Source organism: Mycolicibacterium austroafricanum (assembly GCF_902705885.1).
Taxonomy (GTDB): domain Bacteria; phylum Actinomycetota; class Actinomycetes; order Mycobacteriales; family Mycobacteriaceae; genus Mycobacterium; species Mycobacterium vanbaalenii_A.
On the sequence record NZ_CACSIP010000067.1, the window covers coordinates 132637 to 157700 of the forward strand.

Annotated in this window: 26 protein-coding genes; 12 read left to right on the forward strand and 14 right to left on the reverse strand. The window is 65.0% G+C overall.

Annotated elements, in window-relative coordinates:
• The first annotated feature begins 16 nt into the window (after positions 1-16).
• Entirely contained in the window at positions 17-1102 is a 1086-nt protein-coding gene (locus tag BEMPMBAN_RS30490) for an NAD(P)H-dependent amine dehydrogenase family protein (RefSeq protein ID WP_425295023.1), read from the forward strand.
• Here the strand turns inward: BEMPMBAN_RS30490 and BEMPMBAN_RS30495 are convergent.
• Complete coding sequence (locus BEMPMBAN_RS30495; RefSeq protein ID WP_159235190.1) at positions 1092-1874, reverse strand: SDR family NAD(P)-dependent oxidoreductase; 783 nt, start codon at positions 1872-1874, stop codon at positions 1092-1094. The two genes, BEMPMBAN_RS30490 and BEMPMBAN_RS30495, sit on opposite strands and share 11 nt — an antisense overlap.
• 129 nt (positions 1875-2003) lie before the next feature.
• Between BEMPMBAN_RS30495 and BEMPMBAN_RS30500 the strand changes: the two genes are divergently transcribed.
• Entirely contained in the window at positions 2004-2825 is an 822-nt protein-coding gene (locus BEMPMBAN_RS30500) for a mycofactocin-coupled SDR family oxidoreductase (RefSeq protein ID WP_159235191.1), read from the forward strand.
• On the opposite strand, the gene BEMPMBAN_RS30505 is transcribed toward BEMPMBAN_RS30500, so the two are convergent.
• Genes BEMPMBAN_RS30505 through BEMPMBAN_RS30525 form a run of 5 tightly spaced genes read right to left on the reverse strand, consistent with a single transcriptional unit; the run spans position 2822 to position 7553 of the window.
• A complete protein-coding gene (locus BEMPMBAN_RS30505; protein ID WP_159235192.1) occupies positions 2822-3523 on the reverse strand; it encodes an alpha/beta hydrolase in 702 nt (233 codons plus the stop codon). The two genes, BEMPMBAN_RS30500 and BEMPMBAN_RS30505, sit on opposite strands and share 4 nt — an antisense overlap.
• Positions 3520-4425, reverse strand: coding sequence for an SDR family NAD(P)-dependent oxidoreductase (locus tag BEMPMBAN_RS30510; protein WP_159235193.1), 906 nt, complete (start codon positions 4423-4425; stop codon positions 3520-3522). Before BEMPMBAN_RS30510 ends, BEMPMBAN_RS30505 begins: the two co-directional genes overlap by 4 nt.
• Positions 4422-5477: a spirocyclase AveC family protein gene (locus BEMPMBAN_RS30515; RefSeq protein WP_159235194.1), complete on the reverse strand. Its 1056-nt coding sequence runs from the start codon at positions 5475-5477 to the stop codon at positions 4422-4424. Before BEMPMBAN_RS30515 ends, BEMPMBAN_RS30510 begins: the two co-directional genes overlap by 4 nt.
• The gene (locus BEMPMBAN_RS30520; protein ID WP_159235195.1) at positions 5474-6673 is read right to left on the reverse strand and encodes a cytochrome P450; all 1200 of its coding nucleotides are present in this window, start codon (positions 6671-6673) and stop codon (positions 5474-5476) included. Before BEMPMBAN_RS30520 ends, BEMPMBAN_RS30515 begins: the two co-directional genes overlap by 4 nt.
• 37 nt (positions 6674-6710) lie before the next feature.
• The gene (locus BEMPMBAN_RS30525) at positions 6711-7553 is read right to left on the reverse strand and encodes an SDR family NAD(P)-dependent oxidoreductase (protein ID WP_159235196.1); all 843 of its coding nucleotides are present in this window, start codon (positions 7551-7553) and stop codon (positions 6711-6713) included.
• Positions 7554-7675: 122 nt separating this feature from the next.
• On the opposite strand from BEMPMBAN_RS30525, the gene BEMPMBAN_RS30530 reads away from it, so the two are divergent.
• From BEMPMBAN_RS30530 to BEMPMBAN_RS30545, 4 genes are read left to right on the forward strand one after another with little or no spacing between them, the layout of a single operon-like run.
• Positions 7676-8305, forward strand: a complete 630-nt coding sequence (locus BEMPMBAN_RS30530; RefSeq protein ID WP_159235197.1) for a fatty-acid--CoA ligase — start codon at positions 7676-7678, stop codon at positions 8303-8305.
• A complete protein-coding gene (locus BEMPMBAN_RS30535) occupies positions 8305-8508 on the forward strand; it encodes a (2Fe-2S)-binding protein (RefSeq protein WP_159235198.1) in 204 nt (67 codons plus the stop codon). The genes BEMPMBAN_RS30530 and BEMPMBAN_RS30535 overlap by 1 nt, the downstream gene beginning before the upstream one ends.
• Positions 8505-9257, forward strand: a complete 753-nt coding sequence (locus tag BEMPMBAN_RS30540) for an SDR family oxidoreductase (protein WP_159235199.1) — start codon at positions 8505-8507, stop codon at positions 9255-9257. Before BEMPMBAN_RS30535 ends, BEMPMBAN_RS30540 begins: the two co-directional genes overlap by 4 nt.
• A 39-nt stretch (positions 9258-9296) precedes the next feature.
• Positions 9297-10100, forward strand: coding sequence for an SDR family NAD(P)-dependent oxidoreductase (locus tag BEMPMBAN_RS30545; RefSeq protein ID WP_159235200.1), 804 nt, complete (start codon positions 9297-9299; stop codon positions 10098-10100).
• A 19-nt stretch (positions 10101-10119) separates the two neighbouring features.
• Here the strand turns inward: BEMPMBAN_RS30545 and BEMPMBAN_RS30550 are convergent, their stop codons facing one another.
• The gene (locus BEMPMBAN_RS30550) at positions 10120-10962 is read right to left on the reverse strand and encodes an SDR family oxidoreductase (RefSeq protein ID WP_159235201.1); all 843 of its coding nucleotides are present in this window, start codon (positions 10960-10962) and stop codon (positions 10120-10122) included.
• Positions 10963-11081: 119 nt separating this feature from the next.
• Between BEMPMBAN_RS30550 and BEMPMBAN_RS30555 the strand changes: the two genes are divergently transcribed.
• On the forward strand, positions 11082-12176 hold the full coding sequence (locus tag BEMPMBAN_RS30555) for an NAD(P)H-dependent amine dehydrogenase family protein (protein ID WP_159235202.1): 1095 nt from the start codon (positions 11082-11084) through the stop codon (positions 12174-12176).
• Positions 12177-12212: 36 nt separating this feature from the next.
• Here the strand turns inward: BEMPMBAN_RS30555 and BEMPMBAN_RS30560 are convergent, their stop codons facing one another.
• The 5 genes from BEMPMBAN_RS30560 to BEMPMBAN_RS30580 all read right to left on the reverse strand — a co-directional run bounded on the left by BEMPMBAN_RS30560 (position 12213) and on the right by BEMPMBAN_RS30580 (position 17783).
• Positions 12213-13376: an alpha/beta hydrolase gene (locus tag BEMPMBAN_RS30560; protein ID WP_272952264.1), complete on the reverse strand. Its 1164-nt coding sequence runs from the start codon at positions 13374-13376 to the stop codon at positions 12213-12215.
• A 36-nt stretch (positions 13377-13412) separates the two neighbouring features.
• A complete protein-coding gene (locus BEMPMBAN_RS30565; RefSeq protein ID WP_159235204.1) occupies positions 13413-14405 on the reverse strand; it encodes a hypothetical protein in 993 nt (330 codons plus the stop codon).
• Between the two features lie 108 nt (positions 14406-14513).
• A complete protein-coding gene (locus BEMPMBAN_RS30570; RefSeq protein ID WP_159235205.1) occupies positions 14514-15428 on the reverse strand; it encodes an SDR family NAD(P)-dependent oxidoreductase in 915 nt (304 codons plus the stop codon).
• Positions 15429-15489: 61 nt separating this feature from the next.
• Positions 15490-16536: an NAD(P)H-dependent amine dehydrogenase family protein gene (locus BEMPMBAN_RS30575; RefSeq protein ID WP_159235206.1), complete on the reverse strand. Its 1047-nt coding sequence runs from the start codon at positions 16534-16536 to the stop codon at positions 15490-15492.
• 8 nt (positions 16537-16544) lie between these two features.
• Positions 16545-17783, reverse strand: coding sequence for a cytochrome P450 (locus BEMPMBAN_RS30580; protein WP_159235207.1), 1239 nt, complete (start codon positions 17781-17783; stop codon positions 16545-16547).
• A gap of 124 nt (positions 17784-17907) precedes the next feature.
• Here BEMPMBAN_RS30580 and BEMPMBAN_RS30585 point away from each other — a divergent pair, with 124 nt between their 5' ends.
• The gene (locus BEMPMBAN_RS30585) at positions 17908-18999 is read left to right on the forward strand and encodes a dihydrodipicolinate synthase (protein WP_234897781.1); all 1092 of its coding nucleotides are present in this window, start codon (positions 17908-17910) and stop codon (positions 18997-18999) included.
• Here BEMPMBAN_RS30585 and BEMPMBAN_RS30590 read toward each other — a convergent pair.
• The gene (locus tag BEMPMBAN_RS30590; RefSeq protein WP_159235208.1) at positions 18973-20115 is read right to left on the reverse strand and encodes an ABC transporter substrate-binding protein; all 1143 of its coding nucleotides are present in this window, start codon (positions 20113-20115) and stop codon (positions 18973-18975) included. The two genes, BEMPMBAN_RS30585 and BEMPMBAN_RS30590, sit on opposite strands and share 27 nt — an antisense overlap.
• A gap of 39 nt (positions 20116-20154) precedes the next feature.
• Here BEMPMBAN_RS30590 and BEMPMBAN_RS30595 point away from each other — a divergent pair, with 39 nt between their 5' ends.
• The 4 genes from BEMPMBAN_RS30595 (at position 20155) to BEMPMBAN_RS30610 (ending at position 24406) form a co-directional block, all read left to right on the forward strand.
• Positions 20155-20787 (forward strand): TetR/AcrR family transcriptional regulator, encoded by a 633-nt coding sequence (locus tag BEMPMBAN_RS30595; protein ID WP_159235209.1) that lies wholly within the window; start codon positions 20155-20157, stop codon positions 20785-20787.
• 117 nt (positions 20788-20904) lie between these two features.
• Positions 20905-21720, forward strand: coding sequence for an SDR family oxidoreductase (locus tag BEMPMBAN_RS30600; RefSeq protein WP_159235210.1), 816 nt, complete (start codon positions 20905-20907; stop codon positions 21718-21720).
• 31 nt (positions 21721-21751) lie between these two features.
• A complete protein-coding gene (locus tag BEMPMBAN_RS30605) occupies positions 21752-23203 on the forward strand; it encodes an aldehyde dehydrogenase family protein (RefSeq protein ID WP_159235273.1) in 1452 nt (483 codons plus the stop codon).
• A gap of 27 nt (positions 23204-23230) precedes the next feature.
• Positions 23231-24406, forward strand: a complete 1176-nt coding sequence (locus BEMPMBAN_RS30610; protein ID WP_159235211.1) for an NDMA-dependent alcohol dehydrogenase — start codon at positions 23231-23233, stop codon at positions 24404-24406.
• Positions 24407-24417: 11 nt separating this feature from the next.
• Here BEMPMBAN_RS30610 and BEMPMBAN_RS30615 read toward each other — a convergent pair whose 3' ends face one another.
• Positions 24418-25062 carry a TetR/AcrR family transcriptional regulator gene (locus tag BEMPMBAN_RS30615; RefSeq protein ID WP_159235212.1) on the reverse strand — a complete coding sequence of 215 codons (645 nt, stop codon included), beginning with the start codon at positions 25060-25062 and terminating at the stop codon, positions 24418-24420.
• Positions 25063-25064: the final 2 nt, after the last annotated feature.

Here is a 25064-nt window from a genome sequence, read left to right on the forward strand (position 1 = left end):
CAGCAGGAGCGAACCCATGAGCGTCAAACCGCTACGAGTGGCCGTTATCAGCACCGGGTGGATCAGCAGTGTTTCGATCCGCGCGATCGTGCGCCGACCGCATCTGGAACTGGTCGGTGTGTGGGTGCACAGCCCCGACAAGGTCGGCAGGGACGCGGGTGAGATCGTCGGGCTGGGTCCGATCGGCGTGCTGACGACCGGTGACCTCGACGACATCATCGCGTTGAAGCCGGATTGTGTCCTCTACGGAGCCGCCAGCGCGGAGATGGACGCGGCGGCGGTGCGCGACTACGTGCGACTACTCAATGGCGGCCTCAACGTCGTGACGACGAACACGCCCGGAATGATGTTCCCCGACAGGTGGATACCCGACCTCGCCGACCAGGTGCGTGCCGCCGCCGAGGCCGGCGGAGTCACCATCTACACCTCGGGCATCGAACCCGGTTTCGCCGGAGACCAGTTCGCGGTATTGCTGACGACACTGTCGAACACCATCCGGGCCATCCGTGCGCAGGAGATCTTCGACTACTCCGCGTACCCGAACCGCGATCTGATGGTGACCGCCATGGGGTTCGGCAAACCGCTCGACTTCACTCCGCTACTCGAACTCGAGGGAGCACAACAGTTCGCCTGGGGTCCACCCATCGGGCTGGTCGCCAAAGCCCTGGGTGTCGAACTCGACGGCGTCAGTGAGAAGTACGAGCGTGTCCTCACCCCCCGCGACCTCCACGTGGCGTGCGGCCTCATTCCGGCAGGCACGGTCGGCGCGGTACGCGCGGAGACCACCGGGGTCGTCGACGGGCAACCGTTCATCACCATCGAGCACATCAATCGAATGGCGCCCGATCTGGCACCCGAGTGGGCCACCGCACCCAATGGAACGTATCGACTCATCATCGAGGGCCAACCTCACATGCAGTGCGATCTCCGTCTGGGCACCGAGGACACGGCAGAGTCCGCCAATGACAACGCGATGGAGGCCACCGCCATGCGCGTCGTCAACGCCATCCCGTACGTGGTCGACGCCGCACCGGGGATCGCGACCTCGCTGGACCTACCCATCACCGCACCCCGAGGGGCCCTTGATTCGCTTACACGGTGAACATCGGTCCGCGCGGAGCACCGCGGACCTCGTTTCCCCCGTCGACAGCGAAGCTCTGCCCCGTCATCCAGCTCGATTCGGGACCTGCCAGGTAGCGGATGGCCGGCGCGATGTCGTCCGACACGCCCAACCGCCCGAGGGGCACGCGCTCGAGGAAGCTGCTCGTCAGTTCCTCGAGGTGGATGTAACCCTGCGTCGTCGCCGCCTCGGTCAGTCCCGGGCGCACGGCGTTGACGCGGATGCCCTTCGGGCCGAGTTCCGACGCCGCGACCTTGATCAGCATCTCGAGGGCAGCCTTGCCGGCCGAATAGTGGCCGAGTCCCTCCATCGGGATCTTCGCCGATGTCGACGATACGAACACGATGGACCCGCCGTTCGCCATCAGCGGCGCCCCGTAACGCAAGGCCAGAAAGTTCGACCGCAGGTTGCCCATCACATGGTCGGTGAAGGTCGCGAGATCCTGCTGGACCAGCGGCCCAGTGCCGCCGGTGGCCACCGTGCCCACGATGATGTCTAGCCGGCCTGCGACGTCGAACGCGGCCTGGGCCGCGTTCTTCACCGTGTCCTCGTCTTCCGGGTCCCCTTTGTGCAGATGGATCTCGGCAGCCGGCACGTGTTCCAGGATGCGGTCCCGCGTCGCATCCAGCCGCTTCGACGAGCGGCCGAGCAGAAACAACGTGGCACCGTCGGCCGCGAGCAGCCGGGCGCTGGCTTGGGCGATCCCCGCTGAGGCCCCGAGGATGAAAGCAGTCTGGCCGTCCAGAATCGTCATACGTTGCCCCGCCTTCCGAGTAAGGCCGTTGCGCCTACGCGCAGCGACGCTACCAGCGTCCGATAACTATCGTTCTTGTTTCCTGCAATACCTGTTCTCGGACGACCGGCGCTGCTGTAGCGTGCCGGTGTGACTGACTTGACCGGGCGGGTCGCGCTCATCACCGGGGCCGCGCGCGGCCAAGGCCGTGCTCACGCCCAACGGCTGAGCGCTGACGGCGCCGATGTCATTCTCATCGATGTCGCGGGGCCTCTGCCGGATTGTGTGCCGTACGATTCCGCCACGCCCGACGACTTGGAGGAGACCACCGAACTCGTGCGGGCGAATGGCCGGCGAGCCGTCGCGGCTGTCGTCGACACCCGCGACCACCAGGGCATGTGCGCTGCGGTGGACGACGCCGTGACCCAGCTCGGGCGGCTGGACGTGATCGTCGCGAATGCCGGAATCTGCGTACCCGCGCCGTGGGATCAAGTCGCCCCACGTGACTTCCAGGACGTCGTCGACATCAATCTGGTCGGCACCTGGAACACGGTGATGTCGGGGGCCAAGCACATTGTCGCGGGTGGCCGAGGCGGGTCGATCATCCTGATCGGCTCCGCCGCCGGCATCACCATGGAACCGTTCATGATCGCCTACACAGCGAGCAAGCACGCCGTCGTCGGCCTGGCACGTGCTTTCGCCGCGGAACTCGGAAAGCACCGCATCCGGGTGAACAGCCTCCACCCGGGCTCGGTGGCGACACCGATGGGAACCGGCCGCATGCTCGACGCCATGGCGCAGGCCGCGGCCTCCAATCCTTCGCTGCGCAACGGGTTCGGCAAGCAGCTTCTGCCAGACGCTGTGACGATGCCTGAGGACGTTGCCAGCGCGGTCGCGTGGCTGGCCTCCGACGAATCGCGGTACGTGACCGCGACGGCCATGTCGGTCGATGTGGGAGCGACACAGGGCTAACCGGCGCCGATTCGGGCGAGCGCTTCTGCCAGCTCGATGGGCCGGGAGAAGAACGGCGAATGCCCGCCGTCCATCTCGACGAGATCGGCGCCTATGCGTTCGACAGCATTGCGGCGCGCCCACTCCGCACCGACTGCTCGGTCGCCGCGCAGCAGGATGTAAGTCGACGGCGTCGACGGCCAGTCAGCGATCGGGCAGGTCTCGACGAACACCGTGAAGGACTGGTGGCGCATCTCCTGAAACGCTCGGCGCGCAACGTCTTCAGGGCAGTCATGGTAGAAGCCGGCGCGAACGGACTCCCACGTCAATCCGAAGGGCCCGGTGCCGTCGGTTTGCGGTTCGGGGAACGTGATCGCGTCGGGGTTGGCCGCCAGGTGTTCTGCGAACGATCGGCCAGGTACCGGAAGCAACCCGCCGACGAAGACCATCCGGCTCACCGGTCGCAGGGCGGCCAGCACCGGAACGCACAGACCCGCTATCGAGTGGCCGACCACCACCACGTCGTCGGCTGAATCGCCGGCCACATCGCCGATCGCGGCGCCCGCCACTCGAGCCCATTGCAGAGCGCCCGCCGAGTCGTCGTCCACCGGAAGGTCCGCTGCCACCGTGAGATGGCCGTGCCGCCGTAACTCGTCCTCGACAGCTGACCAGCACGACGCTCTGTGCATCCCACCGTGCAGCAACGCGAATACCGTCACCGCTCTGACCGCAACGCACCGAAACGCGGCTGGCCCAACGCGATCCGGATCATGTGGTGCATCGCGATCGATGGCGTCACGCGCCCGACGATTCGGAACATCTTGGCGTCCCAACCCGCCCCCCGGTGAACGATCGGGCGGTGATCACGCTCGAGTGCCCTGCCCAGTGCACGTGCGAATTGTTCCGGCGGACTGGCGAAACCGACAGCGAGTCGACCGCGCCGCTCGATCTTCGGATGCTGCATTGCGTAAGAGCCGATCGGGTTGCGGTGCACAACGGCACCGTCGGCGGTGATATCGGTTCGGTAAGTTCCGGCCAGCAGAATCGTCACGCCGAGCCCGTACGGCGCCACCTCCCCAGCCAGCGCTTCTGCCCAGCGTTCTGCGGCCGCCTTACTCGCCGAGTACACGGATGCCAGTGGCATCCCCCGAACCGCCCCGGTGCTGGACACGATGACGATGCGCCCGTGCCCGGCGGCACGCATCGACGGCAACAGTGCGTTGGTGAGCGCGGCGGGGGCGAACAGGTTTGTGGTGAACACCCGAGTCCATTCCTCGGCGGGTGTTTCCTCGGCGAAGCCAGCCACTGCTACACCGGCGTTGTGCACCAGCGCATCCGGTGCACCGCCGGCGTCCAGGATCGCGTCCGCGGCGCTTTGCACCGCATCGGGGTCGAGGAGATCCAGAGCGATTCCTTGCAGACGCGGATCACCCTTCTTCGCACCCGTGGCTTCGCGCAGCAATTCAAGCCCGGCGGCCGCGGAGCGCATCGCGGCCAGGACCCGCCATCCCCGCCGATAGAGCTCGACCGCCGAGGCGAATCCCAGGCCCCGGGAGGCGCCGGTGATGACCGCCGTGCGATCGTCTCCCTGCCTCTGCGAGTGCCGGATCCGCGACGTCATCTGAAGAACGGCCCGGGCTTTCCCGCCTCCTCCACATGGCCGTACGGGTCGTATACCTTGACTGTCGGATAAGGGTTCTGGTCGTAGATGGGCCGAGACAGGCCGGCTTCGCGCAACCCCGCCAGCACCGCGAGCGGGACGGCGAACGAGACGAGCCCCACCGTCATCGATACGAGCAGCTGACGCGTCAACGTCACCGGTGAATTGTTCTGCCGCGTGGGTAGCCGCCGCACGATGCGGTTGATGAGGACGAGTTCGTCGTCGTCGTCACGGACGCACATGACCGCGACCATCGCGAAGATGAAGGAGTCGTAGACCGCCATGATCAACGGGAAATGGATGTGGCCCAGCTGCACAACCGGCCCCACGGCCTCGGTGTAGAAGAAGATCCCGGCTCGCATCCAGGTGGTCTGAATGAGGAAGTTGATCGGAAGTGCGATGAGGAAGGCCCCGATGAACACCGAGACCAGACGGCGGCGGGCCAACCAGTCGACGCGTCGCATGACCGGATCGAGGAACCGGTCGTGCAGTTTCAGGAAGCCGAGCCCGTTCAGCAGATAGTAGGCGGCGTATCCGCCGAGGAATGAAAGCGCGGGCTCGAGATTGGGTGAAATGTTGACGTAGGGCCAGGAGAAGGGGAAGTGCAGCATGCGGGGGTCGAAGATCGCGAAGGTGGCCCAGTTGGCGAGCGGGTCCAGCGCTCCGGTGATCAAGCCGGCGAAAGCGATGATCACCGCCCAATGCACCTTGCCCTGGCGCCACGACAACCAGCCGAGGGTGGCGATCAGCCCGATCGCCAACGGGATCGAACTGAGGCCGACCGCGAGTGGCCAGTTGTCGAAACCCAGAAAGGGCGGATAGGGCTTGGGGCCCGGGTCCGGGTTCGATCTGATCGGATCGCCGTGCAGGCCGGTCTGGACTGTCGCGATCGTCACCACCGCGAATGCGAGATAGGCCGCCGCGAAAAGTGACCAGCCCACCCGCGCCGGCCACGGTGACCTCTGCGGCGACCCGGTCGACGACTCCGAGGGCACGTCAACGGTGCCGGTCATCTGACCCGTACCGGTAGGGTCGCCCAACCCCGGACGCTGGTGGTGTGCGCGTGGCGTGCGTTCTGATAGTCGACTTCCCAGTCGGGCCATCGGGTCAACACCTCCTCCAGGGCGACGCGGGCCTGCACCCGGGCCAGCGCCGCGCCCAGGCAGAAATGGATTCCGTGGCCGAAACTGAGGTGGGAAGCCTTGCGGCGGATGTCGAATCGGTCCGCGTCGGGGTACTGCCGTTCATCACGATTGGCAGATCCATTGATCAGCAACATCACCGACCCTTCGGGCACCGTCTGTCCGTAGAGCTCGACGTCACGCGCGACATACCGGGCCTGTACGGGAGAGGGCGCCTCGTAGCGCAGCACTTCTTCGACAGCATTCGGAATGAGACTGAAGTCGGCCGCCAGCGCCCGTCGCTGGTCGGGATGGTCCGAAAGCAGTTGGCCGGCGAAGCCCAGTAGCCGGGTGGTCGTCTCGTTTCCCGCTCCGACGACGGTGCCCGCGTAGGTCAGCACCTCGGCGCGGGTGAGTCGCCTTCGCTGACCGTCGACCCCTTCGATTTCAGCGTTGACCAGATCCGTCATCAGGTCATCAGACGGGTGTTCGTAGCGCCAGTCGATGAACTCCTCGAGCATCGATCCGCTGCGCGAGAGCATGTCGGCTGCGACGTCCCCCGGTGCGCCACGGTCGAGGTTGAGCAGGTCGTCGGTGTTCTGGCGTATCGCAACCTGGCGGTCCTCCGGTATGCCGAGCAGATAGCCGATGGTTCGCATCGGCATCCAAGCACCCAGATCTGCGATGAAATCGAACGAATCCGCCTCGGCCAGAGGCTCCAGAGCACGTCGGCAGAACTCGCGGGCCATCGGCTCGATGGCCGCCATCCGGCGCGGGGTGAAGACCCCGGACATCAGGCGGCGGTGCAGATCGTGGATCGGCGGGTCCTCGAAGAGGATCACGCCCGGCGGGACCTCGATGCCGTTGAGCAGTACCTCGATGACCGTGCCCCGCCCCGAACGGAAATCCCGCCAATTGACCAGCTCGCGGGACACGTCGGCGTACCGGCTGAGCGCGTAGAAGCCGTATCGGTCATTGTGATAAAGCGGGGCGGAATCGCGCAACTGCTTCCACACCGGATAAGGATCATCGTCGATGCCGAAGTCGAACGGATCGTAGTACGGCTGCGCGTGCACTGTTCCGGCCACCTGTGGTGTCCCCTTTCTCAACCGAGGTCCACGCTTGTCACGTGCCCGCGTCCGCCGCTGCAGCGCTGCTACCTCTGATCACAGGCATGTTCGTCCACCGACCACGGTCGTCCCGATACCAACCGGCCGCGGCGAGGGCGCCACCGTCGGCGTGTACCACCGTTCCGGACACCCATGATGCGAGCGGGCTCGCCAAGAACAGGACGCAGCCCGCGATATCGTCGGGCGCGCCGAAGCGGCCCAACGGAATCCATCTCGGGATGTTGTGGCGCTGCGTCGGGTGGATCATCTGATCGAGCGGAACCTGCGCGGTGTCAGTGGTTTCGGGTGCGACCGCGTTGACCCGGATTCCGTCCGGGCCCAGTTCCAACGCCAGGCTCATCGTGAACCCGGTGACCGCCGCCTTGAACGCGCCGTACACGGCGAAACCCGGAATGCCCCGGAACCCTTCGATCGACGACACGGTGGTGATGCTGGCCCCCTGACCGCCCTCCCGCAGCAGCGGCAGCATCGCGCGGGTGACGAGGAAGACATGCTTGAGATTCACCCGGTACACATCGTCGATCTGCTCGTCGCTGAGCTTTTCGAACCTGGTGGGGCGTGTCACGAAGTGGCCGACGTTGTTGACCAGGATGTCCAGCTTGCCGAACCGGTGACCGACGGCTGCGGCCAGCGCGGCCACATCGGCGGGATCCGTCGCATCACCCTGCACGACCAGCGAGTCCGGTCCGAGTTCATCGCGCAGAGCCGACGCCAGGTCGGCGTCGACCTCGAGTACGGCCGGCGCGGCTCCGAGTTCGGCGAAACGACGCACCGTCGACAACCCTATTCCGGCCCCGCCCCCGGTCACCAGTACGGTCTTGCCACTGAAGTCGATCACGCACCGCCACTTTCCGCTGGTGTGAGAACATTGATTCTCTCATGCGAGAATGGCTGTATCATAGCCCGACTAGATAATCCCCGGACGAAAACAGACCAGGAGGCTGACTGATCAGCGCCGTCATGTCTCGCACCTATGTCTTTGCCGTCGAGTTCCAGGTCCCGGAGTCCGACCGCGTAGGACCGGTCCTGGAACTCCATCAGGAAAGCCTCATCGACCTGGGTGCGCGCTATGCGTTCGTTTACGACTCCATTCCGGAGCCGGGCAAGGTCCTGGTCGTCATCGGTATACGGACAGAACAGCCACTACTGAATCTGCTGCGCTCGCCGTACTTCTTCGAATGGTTCGACGCCGTCGGCGTCAACGAACTGCCCGCGGTTTTTGCGGGTGAGAAGGTCGAGCGCTTCGACCTCGGCGATCCGCCGCGTCCCGGCAGCGATCTCGTCGTCGCCGCCGTGACACCGGTCGAGAACGTCGAGGAGTTCATGACTTGGGTACGCAAGTCGCTCGACGACTTCGGTCGGGCCGGTATCCGCCGCACGCTGGTCTACCGTGCGTTCGACAATCCGCGTGAAGTGATGTTCCTCCAGCAGCTCGAGGACAAGGAGTCGGCGCTGCTGTGGGCAGAGCAGTCCGACGCCGCGTCGACATGGCTGGAGTCTGCGGGAATCGGCGCCTACCCTCCGGTTTTCATCGGCCGGCTGGTGACCGCGATGCGCTTTGCCGAGCCGAGCAAGCGGGGTCGTTGCTGATGTATGTATGCCTCTGTCTCGGGGTGACCAACGAAGCCGTCGCCGAGGCTGTGGCGGCAGGCGCCCGGACCACACGCCACGTCGCGCAAGCCTGCGGGGCAGGCTCGGAGTGCGGGCGCTGCCGCCGGACTGTTCGCTCCATCATCGACGCAATGCACCACACCCCCAGGACCGCACGACCACGCAGAGAGAGCAGAGCATGAGCGATCGCCACGCCAACATCGCCGGAACCCGCATCCTGATCGTCGGGGCGTCCTCAGGCATCGGACATGCTCTGGCGCTGGCCGCCCATTCCAGAGGTGCCAGAGTCGCCTTGGCCGCGCGGCGGATCGACCGCCTGGGCCAGCTCGCCGCCGAACTCGACGGCTCCGCCCACGAACTCGACGTATCTGATCCCCACGCCATCGAGGACGTCGTGCACCAGGTGGGTGCCGCGTTCGGACAACTCGACGCGATCGTGTTCACCAGCGCAGCAGTGCCTTTTGCTCTGATCGAGGACACGGACTACACGACCTGGTTGCACGCATACAGTGTGAACGCCGTCGGGGCATCGCATGTGTTGCGGACAGCGCTCCCCTATCTGACGGAAAACTCGGTGGCGGTCATCGCCTCCAGCCACGACGTAGGCCACCCCCGCGTCGGGGTGGCCGCCTACCACGCAAGCAAGGCTGCGTTGGACGAGATCCTGCGGTCATGGCGCGCCGAGCATCCCGAACTCGCGGTGATCAGAGTCAGCGTAGGCCCCACCGAGGGCACCGAGATCCTGCGCGGGGCCGACCGTGACCTGTTGGCCGACCTGTACCGCGCGTGGGCACATCAAGGCCAGATCCCGGCGAAGATGTCAGCGGTGGACGATGTGGCCAACGCGATGCTGTCCTTGGTTGCGGTCGCCCGGGCCAACCCGTCGGTCGTCACCGACATCGTCCATCTGGCGCCCAGGGCGTCGCGATGATCGCTCCCGGCCGAGCGGCTGCGAGAGTAGGCCACTGAGATGGATCTCGGGCTGGGCGGCGCCAGAGCCGTCGTCACCGGGGGCAGCAAGGGCATGGGACTGGCCATCGCCGAAACCCTCGGAGCCGAAGGCGCCCGCGTCGCCGTCATGGCCCGCGGTGTCGAGGCGCTCGAATCGGCCGCACACCGTATCCGAGCGGCTGGAGCGCCCGAGGTGCTTGCGCTCAGCGTCGACATGGCGAGCGCGGATTCGATCGCCGCGGGATACGCCGCCGTGGGTGAGGCGTGGGGAAGCCTGAACGTCCTGATCCACACCGTGGGACCTGGTGCAGGCCCGTTCGAAGAACTCGACGACGCCGACTGGCATGCCGCCTTCGACCTTGGCACCATGTCGGCGGTGCGCTCTGTGCGTGCGGCGCTACCGATGCTGCGAGCCGCAGACTGGGGACGCATCGTGACCCTGTCGGCTCACTCCATCCAGCGGCAGAGCCCGCGCCTGGTCGCGTACACCGCGTCGAAGGCGGCGTTGTCGAGTTTCACCAAGAACCTGTCGAAGAGCCTCGGCCCGGAGGGCATCCTGGTCAACTGCGTGTGCCCGGGAACCATCGTGACGGCGAGCTTCACCGAGATCCTCAAGGAGGTGCTGGCGGCGGACGGCTTCGATTCAGCGGACCCGCACGACGTGATGGCGTGGGTGGAACGCACCTATGGCCATCCCTGCGACATCGGTCGCGCGGGCCTGCCCGAAGAGATCGCCTCGGCCACGGTATATCTGGCGTCCAGACGAAACGGCTACGTCACCGGTGCGACGGTGAACGTCGACGGCGGCAGCGATTTCATCTAAGCCTTCATCTGAGCCGGGCTCAGCCCTTTTTCGCCATCTGGTCGGCCGCGGTGTCGGCCCATTGCGCATTGTGCCGGCCCATCGTCATCGCACCGTGCCAACCCCCGTCGGTCCACAGCACCGTGCCCCCGACGTAGCTCAGCCTCGGGCTGCCCAGACACACCAGCGGCCAGGCCTGTTCCTCGGCCCTCGAGTACCGCCCGACCGGTCCGATGGCATCGTCCACCGTCTCCTTGCCCATCAGATCCTGGAACGCCGGCATCATCGCCGTTTCGGTCGGCCCAGGATTGATGCAATTGATGCGAATACCTTTGCGGCCGAGCTCCGGGTACCACCAGCCCACCCACGCATCGATGATGTACTTCGAATAGGCGTAGCCACTCCACGACCACTTCTTCTCATTGGCCTCGAGCCATTCGACGGCGGCGTCGAAGCCGTCGGTCTCGAGCAGCGTGGTGATGACCTTGATGTGATCCTGCCAGCCGATCGCCGCCGACGACGAAATCACGCTGATGGCCGAGCCCGCGCTCATCTTGGGAACCAGAAGCTCGGCGAGATGGCGGGCGCCCACGAAGTTCACCAATATGGTGTCCCATTCGCTGAACGGCGGACCCGGCAGTCCTGCGCAGCTGAACAACCCGTCGACAGGGCCATCGATCGCGTCCACCACTTCTTCGATGCTCGCGCGGTCTCGCAGGTCGATCTGCAACGCACGGGCTACCGGAACCGTGGTCGGCTTGATGTCCAGCGCGGTGACCTGCGCACCGAGGTCGACGAGGATCTGGGCCGCCGCCTGCCCCATGCCAGACGCCGCACCCGTGACGACAACGGACCTGCCCTGATAACCCAGCACGTCTTCCATGACCGCTTCCCTTCGACACGTCAGCCCCGAACCGAATGAGAACTTGAACTGACTCATTTTGAGAGCAAACGTTATCACTCGCTCTACACTGGCCGGGTCAGCGATCCTCAGGAGGCGCCATGACTGTCAGTGACCGCCCGCTTCGGGTCATCCAATGGGCCACCGGCGCGGTCGGCACCGAGATGGTGACCACCATCCTCGACCACCGGCCCGACATTCAATTGGTCGGGGCACGGGTGTATTCGCAGGCCAAGGACGGCGTCGACCTCGGCACACTCGTAGGTCGGGCGCCCATCGGTGTTCCCGCCACCACCGACGCGGAGCGGATACTGAACACTGACGCCGATCTTGTGCTCTACGCACCGTCGTTCACCGACCTCGATGACGTCTGCGCGTTGTTGGAGAGTGGCAAGAACGTGGCCACGGTGTCATTTCTGTTCCACCCCCGGCGCATCCCCGAAGCTGACCGCCGACGTCTCGCGGCGGCCTGCCAACAGGGCAACAGCACAATTCACGCCAGCGGCTTGAACCCCGGCAATCTGTCCGGGGTGCTGCCCCTGGCCCTGTCCGGGATGAGCCGCACGATCGACAAACTCACTTTGCAAGAGCGCGCCGACTGGTCACTGTGGGAAAGCACCGACATCACCTTCGACGGCATGTGGTTCGGGCGACCCGTCGAGGACGTGACCCCGACGGCGAACGACTTCCTCTCGTTCAACACCCGGTTGTTCACCGAGCAGACCTGGTTCATCGCAGACACCTTGAACGCCGCGATCGACGACGTCTCGGTCACCCTCGAGGCGGTTCCGGCGACCAAGGACCTGCAGATACTCGGCCACGAACTGAAGGCGGGAACCACCGCCGGACAGCGATGGAATTTCGTCGGCTCACGCCGAGGCGCGCCGCTGATCGAATTCGAAACGCTGTGGACCGTCGGCGGCGAATACCCTTCTCACTGGCCGGCACCCGAGGACGGCTGGACCCTCACCATCGAGGGCGACCCCTCGATGCGCACGCATTTCCTCTGCCTGGCCAGCTACAGCCGCGCAGCTTCCGTCGAGGAACACGTGCGCGCCGGACTGATCGCTGTGGCGATGCAGGTCGTCAACGCCATACCCGCGATCTGCTCCGCGCCACCTGGTTTCGCGACCATGGCCGACCTACCGTTGATCCGCAGCTACACCGGGTTCGGCGATGACCTGGCGAGTTCATGAGCCGACCGCGATTCTCGGGAGGGGACTTCAGACTGCTCAGACCGCGGGTGTCTTCCGTGCGCGAACGTGGTCGTCGTGCACCTGGCTCAGGAAGCGGCCGATCGCCGCAACGACCGGCGCGGTGTGTCGGGGGTCCACGAGGTCGAAGCCGTGCCCGAGACCGGGCAACTCGATGTAGGCGACCTTGGCCCTGGCCACCGATCGCAACCGGTCGACGAATGAGCGTGCTTCGCTTGCGGGGATGATGACGTCGTCGCTTCCATGGACGACCAGGAAGGGTGGTGCGGAATCGTGCACCCGCGCGATCGGGGACGCCGCCGCGAAGACCTCGGGATGGCGTGCCTGCGAGCGCTTGACCACGATACGTTCGAGGAACTGCACGAAGCGGTCGCGTTGACGCGTCGATCTGTCCTGCCAGTCGTACAGACCGTAAACGCTGACCACTGCGTCGACTGACGCGTCGGCGCCTGCCACGCCGTCGGTACTCCACTCGGGGTCGTTGGCGCTCAGACCCGCCAGACTCGCCAGGTGACCACCCGCCGAACACCCCGCTACCGCGATGAAATCAGGATCGCCGCCGAACTCCTCGATGTGGTCACGCGCCCACGCGATCGCCGTCTTCACGTCGATCATCTGGCGCGGCCAGCGGTGGTGCGGGCTGGTGCGGTATTGGACCGACAGGCAGATCCATCCGCGTCGCGCCATGTGAGCCATCAACTCGTGGCCCTGTAGTTCCCTTCGCCCGAAAATCCATGCGCCGCCGGGGATGAAGACCATAACCGGTGCGTGGCGTGTCGGGGGCTCGGCGACGCGCCAGACGTCCAGGAGCTGACGTGGATGGTCCCCGTAGCGGACTGAGGAGCTGTGCACGTAGCGCCGTTGCCGGGTCGCCTTCCAGACCGGCACGAGGTTCGGATGCGAGGGCCAGGGCTGGGCGAGCCGCTCGGCAGTGACGACGTCTGTCAACGCCTCCAGCAACACGTTCGGTGTCAGTGCCCGCTGTGCGCGCTGCCGTTGCGCTGCGCCCGCGTCCCGTCGCGGTTTCGAGACCGCAAGCAGGATATCGGGCAGATAGTCGCGTCCTCCCACTCCGAGTGCGACAAATCCGCCCAACAACTCGAGGTGCCTGCCGACAATGGGTATCGAGGCAGTAGCGGTGCTCAACGCGATCAGATAGTCCCCGGGTTTGGCTCGGGTCACCCAGCAACCGCGGCGCCTGAACACAGTGCCGGCCCGTCAGCGGCGTCTGGCGAGCGCATAGGCTGCCGTCGTCAAGTCGAGGAGTTCAGGGGTGATGAGGCTGCCTCCGTATTCAGACCAACACCAGCTTCGCGCAATGTCCTTTCCCGACGAGGTTCCGGTCAGTGGACCGAAGGTGTGGAGCAAGCTGCCACTCGAATCGAACGACATTGTGTAGGTGTCGGATCCAATAGACGTATCAAGAGCGATGAGTTTTCCCCCGTCGTTGAAGGTCGGCCTGGCCACGACGTCCTTGTGCACCGTGGTGACCCCATTCTTGAACTGATAACCCGGCCCGAAGGACACGCCGTCTCGGCCCTGCCAGAAGCTGCCGCCGCCCAGCTCACCGTCAGCGAACTCGTGCAACCACGACACCCACATGCCTTGAAGGTGCCGGACTATCGGCAACTCGGTGTAAATCGTTCCCGCCGGCCCGTAGGCGAAGTCCTGGTGGGCATACCCCGAAACTTCGACACCGTCGACCTGGCCGGTGGCATACATCAGTTCGTGTCGGTAATAGACGTCGGCGTCGATACCCCGCTGTGGCGGCACGTGGGTCAAGACGATGTCGCTCACCGTGTGACCGTGGAGCTCCCAGCGCCCGCTGGCGTCGTACCAGTGAAATCCGTCGGCATCCCGCACGATTCGGCCGCTTGGATAGCTGAGTTGCACACTTGCCTCAGTCTCTACCAATTGCATGGGTTCGAACCAGTCGAGCGTCGAGTACTCCGGAAACAGGTGCGGGGCATCGACCTCCATTCCCTTCTGCAGCGAACGGAAGCCACAGATCGGACTCACCACATGAGTCATCCCTGCGATGAAGTCGTCACATCCGCGCACTCCCCAGTAGTTGTTGTCCGCTGAGTCGCCGACGATCCCGCCCAGCCAGATACCGCATAATCCAGGGGCCGAATCCGGCCGCCAGTCACGCCGGTAGTGGTCCAACGTCGGTTTCTGGCTGGTGATGTTGAACTCAACGTTCTCGTACATGACGGGATCTCTTCCTCTCGAGCGTGTCATCACATGGCCGCTGGGACTTCGACCGCGGGAAACCGTCGCGGCCGGCCGGTCGGACACGGGCGACTGCGGTGTCCAACCTCACGCGAGGTAAGCCATTTCATCGAAGATCGAGCTGGGCACCATCAGGTCGTCAGTGTCGGTGATCTCGTCCAGGTGGGTCGCCACGTCCTCGGCGCTCACCATGCCGTTCTCGCTGATCCAGCCGCGTGTCACGCCGATCTGCAGAGCAGCGACGCGCCCACGAAACGCGCTGAGGACCAACTGTGTTCGATCACAGGATTCGCTGGCCAGGTACGCGACAACGGGAGCTACCTGGTCGACGCGCAGAGTGTCGAGGAATTCCCGTCCGTCGGCGGTGTCGGCGGCGTCAGCCATCAACGCCAACGCCATTCGCGTTGCAGCCATCGGCAGGATCGCGTTCGCGGTGATTCCGAATTCCGCGCCCTCCAGAGCTACCGCGTTCATCAGCCCGAGCATCCCCGTCTTGGCGGCGGCGTATCCGGCAAGACGCGGCTGCCCAAAGACCCCGGCTGCCGACGATACGAACACCACTCGCCCATAGCCCGCGTCCTTCATCACCGCAAACGCGGGACGAACCACGTGAAACGCCGCCAGGAGATGGTGACGCAGCAGGGCCTCGAACCGGTCTGTCGGCCATTCCTCGAAGCTGTCGTCGTGGATGATCCCCGCGTTCGCAATGACGGCGTCGAGACGGCCGTATTCACTCAGAGCCAGATCGACTGCCTCGCGGCCACCGCTCTCGGTGCTGGCGTCGGCGACGCACGCTACGGCGCGTCCGCCGCCGTCGACGATGGCCGCCGCCACATTCCGCGCGGGAGCAGGATCGTGACCCCGGCCCTCGGTGTCTGACCCGTTGTCGTGCACCACGACCGCCGCGCCACGACTCGCCAGTTCACGGCAGTAGGCCGCGCCCAACCCGCGACCGCCACCGGTGACGAGGACGACGCGGTCCGCAAACGCAACTCGATTCATGAGAGTCGGAACAATCCCTTTCCAACACCACCGGTACCGATCACTACGATGCGCAGGGACATCAGCGTCCTGCCCAGTGGGCGACGAACGGCGTGATCGTCGACAGGTCGTAGAGCCCCGGGGCAGCGGCCAGCACAGCAGGGATGGCGTTGATCGCGTGCATGGCCGTGGCAAGACATCCCTGCTGCGCGTGGTCTTCGTCGTGGGACCCGATCACGAGATGGAATTGCAGATTCGGCTCGCCTGAGAAGCTCACTTCGTAGCCGATCTCGGCGGGCCATTCCGGCGCCAAGTCATCGGCCATGCGGGTGAGGTGTTCAACGGACAATGTCACGTCGCCGCAGTCGGCCACCACTCCGAAGCGCATCGCTCCCACCGTTCCCGCAGGAATCTCGCCGGCAGCCACGGTCAATGTCCTCGGCGTGGTGGCAACCTCGCGGTACCCCTCGACACCGCGAATCTCGAGACCCAGCGCCTGCGCGAGCACGGTGGCGCTTCCGACCCAGGCGCCGGCCGCGTACTCGGTGTTGGTCAGCAACGGAGTGGTGTCCTCCGGCGGGAAACCGAACCCCATCGCGTTGAAGATCAGGTCGTGACTCGCGTAGGTGGAGTAGTTCAGCACTTCGCGAACATCGATGCGGGCGGCGCGCTGAGTGATCCGGGACAGGATCGGCGCGAGTGACTCGCCGACGAATCCCGGGTAGAGACCCAGGCCCAGAAACGTCGAATTGCCTATTCCGCAGGCTGTCTCGATACCGTCAGCTAGAGATCCGTCCAGTGAACGAGGGTGAATGAACCGACTCCCGGTGGTGATCACGTTTTTTCCGGACGCCAGAAGATCGCAGACGTCGGCGAAACACCCAGGAGTGTCGGTTTCGACCTTGCCCATGTAGAGCACCACATCGGCATCAGTGGCCAACAGCGCGTCGCGGTCATCGGTCGCCGCCACGCCGGTTTCTCCCATTCCACAGAGAGATCCCGCATCCACGCCTGACTTGGCGGGGTCGTACACCCGTACGCCCACCAGATCCAGATCATCTCGGCCGATGACGTGGCGGAGCGACATCATTCCGGTCACGCCGGTGGCCCACTGAATTACTCGTGTCATCGGCGTCCTCAATCCCAGACCACGTCAAGTCTCGATGGCGAGCGAAACATGGTGCCGGTGATGAAGGGCGCTGGAGCATCGGGGTCCAGTCGAAGGCCTGGCAACTCGTCGAGCAGGGCATTGAAGATCTTCATGCTCTCCAATCGAGCCAGGTGCATTCCCAAGCACACATGCGCACCGTGCGCGAAACCGATGTGTGGCTTGCGCTCCCGAAAGATGTCGAACTGCTCTGCGTCGCGCCAACGGCTTTCGTCGTGGTTGGCGCTACCCAGGCTGAGCATCATGGTCGCCCCCGCGGGAATGTGCACTCCGCAAAGCTCGGTATCGCAGGTGACCTCCCGCATGAAGTTCAACAGCGGGGTCTCCCAGCGAATACCCTCCTCAATGGCCTGCGGCAACAGACTTCGGTCAGTTCGCACCGCCTCGAGCTGATCCGGGTGCGTCAGCAACGCGAATGCCAGGCTTGCCGTGGAACGCGAGGTGGTCTCCGCCCCGGCAGGCAACAGGTTTCTCATGAAGCCGTAGATCTGCTCGTCGGACATCTTCATACCGTCGACCTCAGCCGCAGCCAGAATCGAGACCATGTCGTCCTGCGGCGACCTCCGCTTTTCGGCCAGGATGTCGACGAAGTAGTCCTTCATCTGCGCCGAGGCCGTCATCGCGGCCTCCATGTCGGCACGAAACCCCAGCATGTCGATTGCCAGACGATGGAACCACAGAACGTCGGCCTCCGGTAGTCCCAACAGCGCAGCGATCACCCGCACCGGGATCGGCATGAATACCGCGTCGACCAGATCTGCGCGCTTGTCAGCCTTGAACTTCGCGATGGTCTGATCCACCAGAGGACCGACAAGTTCACCATCCCATCTCTTCATCGATGAGCGGGCGAAGGCGAACTCGTGCAACTTTCGGTACACGGCGTGCTCGGGCTCTTGCATCTCGAGAATCGTCGGTCCCTGCAGTGGACGCACGATGTCCTCGTAGCACCGCGTGCTGAACGTGATGTTGTCGGTGAATACCGCCTTGACCGCGTCGAACGAGTACGCCGTGAACGTCTGCGGCCCCACGTCCGGGTTGCCGACCAGACCCATCTCCGGCCAGCCCGGGTGCACCGGCGACTGCGCGCGCAGTTCCTTCAGCAGCGGATACGGGGAGGCGTCGCCGTCTGCTCCCATTCCCGCATTGAACTTGTCCTGCGCATCCCGGATGCTCTGCTCGAGCTCCTCCACGGTTGGCGATTCCACCATGCGACGACCCCTCACTACTTCACAACACGATCAACATACACCCTGGTGGTTGCAAACATACATCATGTAGGTTGGCACATTGGGCATGTTGAAGGCCCTCGAAAGCACAACCAGGAGTGTTCGATTGACGATTCGAGTGGCACAGTGGGCGACGGGCGCAGTCGGACGTGCAGCGCTGCGGGAGCTGATCGAGAATCCAGGTTTCCAGTTGGTCGGAGTGCTGGTCTACGACCCTGAGAAAGACGGTCTCGATGCCGGTGCACTCTGCGGACTTCCGCCGACGACGGGTGTCCGGGCCACCACCGACAAGGACGTGATCCTGACCTCGGGCGCCCAGGTCGTCGTCCACGCGGCGAGCAAAGCGCACGCAGTCGAAACGAACGCCGAGGACATCTGCCGGATGCTCGCGGCCGGGATCGACGTGATCAGCACGACGTCGTACAACCACCTGCCCACCTACGGCACAGCCACCGCCGCAGCCTTCGTCGACGCATGCCGGACCGGGAACTCCCGTTTCCACGCCGCCGGCGAGAATCCGGGCTTCATGTTCGAGCGCTTGGTCGCCACCGTCACCGGGTTGAGCAAGACCATCGACCGCATCGACCTCTATGAGGCCACCGATGTCTCGGCCGTCGACAGTCGGCCGATGTTGGTCGACCTGATGGGCATGGGCCGTCCCCCGGCGGACGTCAACGTCGACTCGCCGATCATCAAGAAATTGGACATGGCGTACCGGCAGGCGCTCAACGCCACCGCCGACGTGCTCGGCATCGAGTTGACACACATCGACGTCGCGGTGGAGTGCACCACGCTGCCCTACCCCATCGAGGTCAAGGCCGGCGTGATCGACCCGGGAACCGTTGTAGGTCAGCGGTTCTCATGGACCGGGCACTGGTCGGGTCGTCCGCTGCTGGCTATCCACGAGGAATGGGTGCTCACCCGCGATCTGCCCCAGTGGGGACTCAAGCCACTCGCCCCCGGGGAGAGAGCCCCGTTGATCCGGGCGGTGATCAAAGGTGTGCCCAGTTTCGAACTTCAGTTGGACGTCGGCTGGGACGACGAACCACCGACCGGTCAGCATGCCATGCCGGGGCACCTGATGATCGCGATGAGCGCCGTGCGCGCGATTCCCTACGTCCGCGAGCAGAGCGCGGGGATCGTCTCCGCCCCGGTGTTCGGCGCGATTCAGCTAACCGCTGACGCCGACCGCACGTGAGATGTTGTCGCTGGGCACTGCGTGGAAAACATGTCCGGAGCCATCCGGGAGCACCCGTCTCGCGACCAGATAGTCACTGCCCAGCCACCCCTGGCGGATGAAGCGGCCGAACCGCAAGAATGTCCCGGGTGCGCCGCTGGCCGCCGGAATCAGCTTGACCTGCTCGATCCCCTGTTTGACGCCTCCGCCGGTCAACGGCCGCGCCCCGGCCAGACCCCGGACGATCACCGTAGCCGCATCGTGGGCGAGCCCCGGCATCGAGTGACCCGGCCGTCGGCCGTATCGCGCCTCGAACCGATCGAGAAAGGCTTGCCCCACCGGGTTGCGCTCGTCGTAGCTGTCGAGGCCGATCCAGCCTGCGAGCTGGCGCATCCACTCCGCATTGATGTGCGCCATTTCGAAGGCGGTCGTGGTGTAGCGCGGCGGATCCCAGCCGGCGGCGAGCAACGCATCGGTGAATCCCCAGAGCCCGTGGCCGAATCCGACGTGGACCAGTGCATCCGGTTCTGCCGCTCGCAGCCGGTTGACGACGTCGACCTTGTCCGCCTCCACCTGCGGAATCATCTCCGTCGCCACGACAGTCAAACCCGCCGCCGCGTAGGCCTTCTCGGCAAACGACAGGTATTCCTTGCCGATCAGAGACGCCTCGTACGCGATGGCGATGCGCGACCTGCCGTCGCCCAGCATGACGGCCGCCAGCATCACCGGTTCCTCGGCCATCGAACCGTTGTTCAATGCGAAACACCATTCCCCCAGTGCGCCCTCCGAGCCGGAAAGGGTGATGATCGGCGTCCGCGCCGTTGCGTCGACATGAGGACGCAACGGCACCACGCTGTCGGAGATCCATGGGCCGAAGATGGCCAGGCACCCCTCCCCCACAAGTTCGTCGAACGCCCGTTCCACGGCGTCGTAAGTCCCGTTGGGCAGGCCTATCACGTTGCGCTGGACCAGTTCCACCGGTCGATCGATTCTTCCGGCCGCGAGCGCTTCGTCGATGACGAGCCGGATCGCATCGATGGTGTCGTTGTCGGCGTTGCCCATCGTCGGATAGTCGTTGAGCAAACCGACTTTCAGGGGGGCGACCGAACCGTATGCGCGAACCTCGTTGTCAGCCATGTTCGCAACATACATGATGAAGGTTGCTACGATGTGGCGATGGCCAAGCGGGGCGGCACCGACCACGAGCGACGCGAACGCGGCGACCAGACCCGCCGCGACCTCATCGACGCTGGTCGTGCGTTGTTCGTTGCCCACGGGTACTTCCACACCAGCATCGGGGATCTGGTCACCAGATCCGGGGTGGGCACCCGCGGGGCCTTCTATCACCACTTCAAAGACAAAGCGGAGCTTTTCCGGGCGGTTTTCGAGGAAGTGGAAAGCGACCTCACCCTGAGGGCGCTGGCCTCGCCGCCACCGGGCGCCGATCCCTGGGAGCGGCTCAGCCGTGGCCTGCACAGCTTCCTGGAAGCAGCTCTGGAACCCGAGGTTCAGCGAATCATGCTGCTCGACGGACCGGTAATACTCGGATGGCAGGCGGTGCGCGCAATTCAGGAGCGCAACAGTATCGCGCTGATCCAGGAGAAGGTCGGCGAGGCGATCTCCCAGGGAATCATCGAGGATCAACCTGTCAGCGAACTGACGCACATCCTCGTGGCCGCAGTGGAGGAGGCGGCGCTGCTGGTGGCCCACGCACCGGACCCCGTCGGGGCGCGCCAACGTGCCGCTGGAATCCTCGACCGCCTACTGCTGAGCTTTGCACCGGCAACGCGAAAAGCGCTGCGCCGCTGATGTCTATCCGCCGCCGCGAGATCGTCATCGCCCTCTCGGAAATCAGTATTTTCAGTTTTTGCATACTGTGCCTCTATAGTCTTGATAGCTTTGCCTCTACCCGGCGCAAGGAGCCTCATGCCCCCCTCTGACGAGCGATCCCGAATATCAGACGATCCCTCGATCCGGGTCGCCGTCGTCGGCGCATCGGCCGGCCTCGGCCGGTGCATCGGCATCGGTCTGGCCGCGAAGGGCGCGCGAGTCGCCTTCATGGCCCGTCGGAAGGACCGGCTCGAGAATGCGGCCAAGGAAGCGGGAAACAACGCGGCCGCGGTCGCGTGCGACGTCACCGACGAGAGCAGTTGTCAACGTGCCTTCGCAGAGGTGGCCGACACGTTCGGCGGTTTGGACGCACTCGTGTACACGACCGGGATGGGCGTCTTGGCGCCACTGGCCGACGTGACCGCCGAGCAGTGGGCGCAACTGTTCGCCACCAATGTCACCGGCGCTTCGCTGGTGACCGCTGCCGCTGCACCGCACCTGGCGGCGAACGCCGGGACGGCCGTGTATCTGTCCTCGCTGAGCGCGTCGTACTCCACACCATGGCCGCTGCTGGGTGCCTACGCGGTCAGCAAGGCTGCGCTGGACAAACTCGTCGAGGCGTGGCGAATCGAGCACCCCAATATCGGCTTCACGCGGCTGGCGGTCGGCGACAGCTTCGGCGGCAGCGGCGACTCACAGACAGAGTTCAACAAGACTTGGGATCCCGCCGCGCTGGACACCGCCATCCGATTCTGGATGGAGCACGGCTACATGCAGGGCGGACTCGTTGATGCCGACCACCTCGCCGAGGTGGTCCATTCCGTGCTCCGTTGCGGCAACAGCAGTTTCATCCCCTACTTGACCTTGGCTCCGCGACCGGCGGATGCGGTGAAGGAACTTCGACAGTGGTGAAGGACGTCAACCCGTGACACACGAATCTCGAATGCTCATCGACGGCAAGCTCGTCGAGTCGGAATCAGGACGGCAGTTCGACAACGTCAACCCTGCCACCGAGGAAGTGATGGGCGGTGCGGCAGACGGTACTCGGGCCGACATGGAGCGAGCCGTTGCGGCGGCACGGCACGCCTTCGATCACACGGACTGGTCACGCGACGGTGAGGCCAGAGCTGCCGGGCTCCGGCAGTTGCAGGCTGCACTGGAGGCCGAGCGCGAAGAACTGCGTAGTGAGCTCGTCGCGGAGGTGGGCTGTCCCGTACTGAGCACCTACGGGCCCCAGCTCGACGTCCCCCTCAACGAAGCGTTGACCTGGCCGGCCGACATGATCAGCCAGTTCCCTTGGAAGCGGTCGCTGCCCGACAAGGACGCATTCGGCATGGGAACGCCCGCCGCGCGCGAGGTCTGGAAGGAACCGATCGGGGTCGTCGGTGTCATCGCACCCTGGAATTTCCCGTTCGAGATCATCCTGAACAAGATCGGCCCGATACTGGCGATGGGCAACACGTGCGTGCTCAAGCCGGCTCCGGATACGCCGTGGAACGCCACCCGGATCGGCAGGATCATCGCCGAGAACACCGACATTCCGCCGGGGGTGATCAACATCGTCACCTCCTCGGACCACCTGGCCGGCGAGGTGCTGTCGACCTCACCGCTGGTTGACATGGTTGCCTTCACCGGCTCGACGGCCACCGGTCGCCGGGTGATGCAGGCGGCCGCACAGACGATCAAACCGACGTTCCTGGAACTCGGCGGCAAATCCGTGTATCTGGTGCTCGAAGACGACGGTGATCTCAAGGCCTCGATCGCCGGGAGTGCGTTCATCTCGATGCATGCCGGTCAGGGCTGCGCCATGCCCACCCGCCTGCTGGTGCCGAACTCGCGCTACGAAGAAGCCGTCGAGATCGTGAAGGTCGCGATGGAGCGCAACAAGTACGGCGACCCGACCGATCCGTCCGTGCTGCAGGGCCCCCAGGTGTCCAAGAGGCAGCAGGAACGGGTACTGGGTTACATCGAGAAGGGCAAGCAAGAGGGTGCTCGCCTGGTTACCGGCGGCAGCGTTCCCAAGCACCTGCCCAAGGGTTACTACGTCGAACCCACGGTGTTCGCCGACGTCGACAATCGGATGACCATCGCCCAGGAGGAGATCTTCGGCCCGGTGCTGTCGGTGATCGGTTTCGACGACGACGACGACGCCGTCCGGATTGCCAACGACTCGATCTACGGACTCTCCGGTGTCCTGTTCGCCAGCGACCTGGATCGGGCGAAGGCCGTCGCCGGCCGCATTCGTACCGGCACGCTCGGCATCAACGGCGGCCTCTGGTACGGCGCCGACGCGCCGTTCGGCGGCTACAAACAATCTGGCATCGGACGGCAGTGCGGAATCGAGGGCTTGGAGATCTTCACCGAGACCAAGACCGTCGGCTGGCCGGCCTCCTGACCCCGTAGCCCAATCGAGGAGACATACATGAAATCCAGGGCAGCAGTGCTCCGCGGCGTCGGCATGGACTGGGAGGTCACCGACATCGAGCTCGACGACCCGCGGGCGGGCGAGGTGCTCGTACGGATGGCCTATGCGGGGGTCTGTCACTCCGACGAGCACTTCTACACCGGAGACAGCGTGCCGAGCGCGGACATGGAGGAGATGATGCGGGCGGCCGGCGTACCGGTTCCCGAATGGTTTCCGATGCTCGGCGGGCACGAAGGTTCCGGCATCGTCGAGCGAGTAGGTCCCGAAGTCCATACTCTCGAACCCGGTGATCACGTCGCGGTGTCGTTCTTCCCGGCCTGCGGCAACTGCCGGTGGTGCGCCACCGGACACACCTACCTGTGCGACGTCGGTGCGGACATCTACAGCAAGGACATGACGACCGACCACACCCGCCGCCGCCACGTGTCGGGCCCGGACGGCGTTGAGGACCTGATGGCGATGATGCAGGTCGGCACCTTCTCGGAGTACGTCGTGGCCTCCGAACGCTCGTTGGTCAAGATTCACGACTGGATCCCGCTGGAGGCTGCATCGCTGGTGTCGTGTGGCGTCACAACGGGTTTCGGGTCCGGCTCTGTCGCCGCGGGGACCGAACCGGGCGACACCGTGGTCGTCGTGGGAGTCGGCGGGATCGGCATGAACGCCGTGCAGGGCGCAAAGGTGGCCGGCGCCAAGCACATCGTGGCCGTGGATCCGAACGAATTCAAACGCTCGATCGCCCCGGCCTTCGGTGCCACGCACACGGCGACCGACGCCGGCGCTGCCCTCGAACTGGTGAAGGAACTGACCTGGGGGGTGATGGCCGACCGCGTGGTGTTGACGCCCGGTGTCGTGCCGACCGACATGGTGATGGTCGCAATGATGTTGCTGCGCAAGGGCGGCACCTGCGTGCTCACCGGAATGACCAAGGTGAGCGACATGATGGTGCCGATGAGCCTGCCCGACATGGTCAGCTCCTGCAAGACTCTCAAGGGAGTGCTCTACGGCGGGATGAACCCCCGCGATGCTATGCCCAAGCTGCTGTCGATGTACGAGGCCGGCACCATCAAGCTCGACGAGCTCGTCACGCAGAAGTACAAGCTCGACGACATCAACGAAGCGATGCGGGATCTGCGCGCCGGCAACAACATTCGTGGTGTCATCGCGTTCGAATAGCCACCATGCAGCTATTTCGTCGATGCCGTCTGCGGATCGATCCCGCTCACGCGGGCCTGCGCGATGATCGCGCTGCCGAGCCATCGCTTCAGGAACTGCCGTAATTCGGCAGGCGAGCGGCTCGGGTCGTTGGGAGCGACGAAGAACGACAGCATGGTCCGCAGCGTGAATTCGACCAGATCACGCAGCGCCGCGTCGTCGTAGCCGTAGTGTGCCCAGTCCACGTCGAACAGGGTGATCATCCGCATGCCGAAGTCCTGCGCCAGTTTCGAGGTGACTTCACTTGGGCGGGCAGCCGGACTCGGCGCGGACAGCAGGATCGCCAGGTGCGGGATCGTGACGACGGCGTCGAGGGTGAACATCACCCCTTCGGTCATGGCGTCTGCGGGGTCGTTGATTCCGTGCACATGTGCGGCGAGTTGATCGAGGAATCCGTCAACCGACGCGATCGCGGCGGCGCGCATCAACTCGTCGGCGGTGGAGAAGTAGCGGTACACCGTCTGCCTGATGACCCCGAGCGCCTGGGCGACATCGGCGATCGTGATGGCGGACCCGGTCCGAGCGATCAGATCGACGGCAGCGGCCACGATGCGCTGTGCGGCTTCGGCATCGGTGGCGGGCGGATCACCGCCCCAACCACGGCGTTTGCGTGCCATCG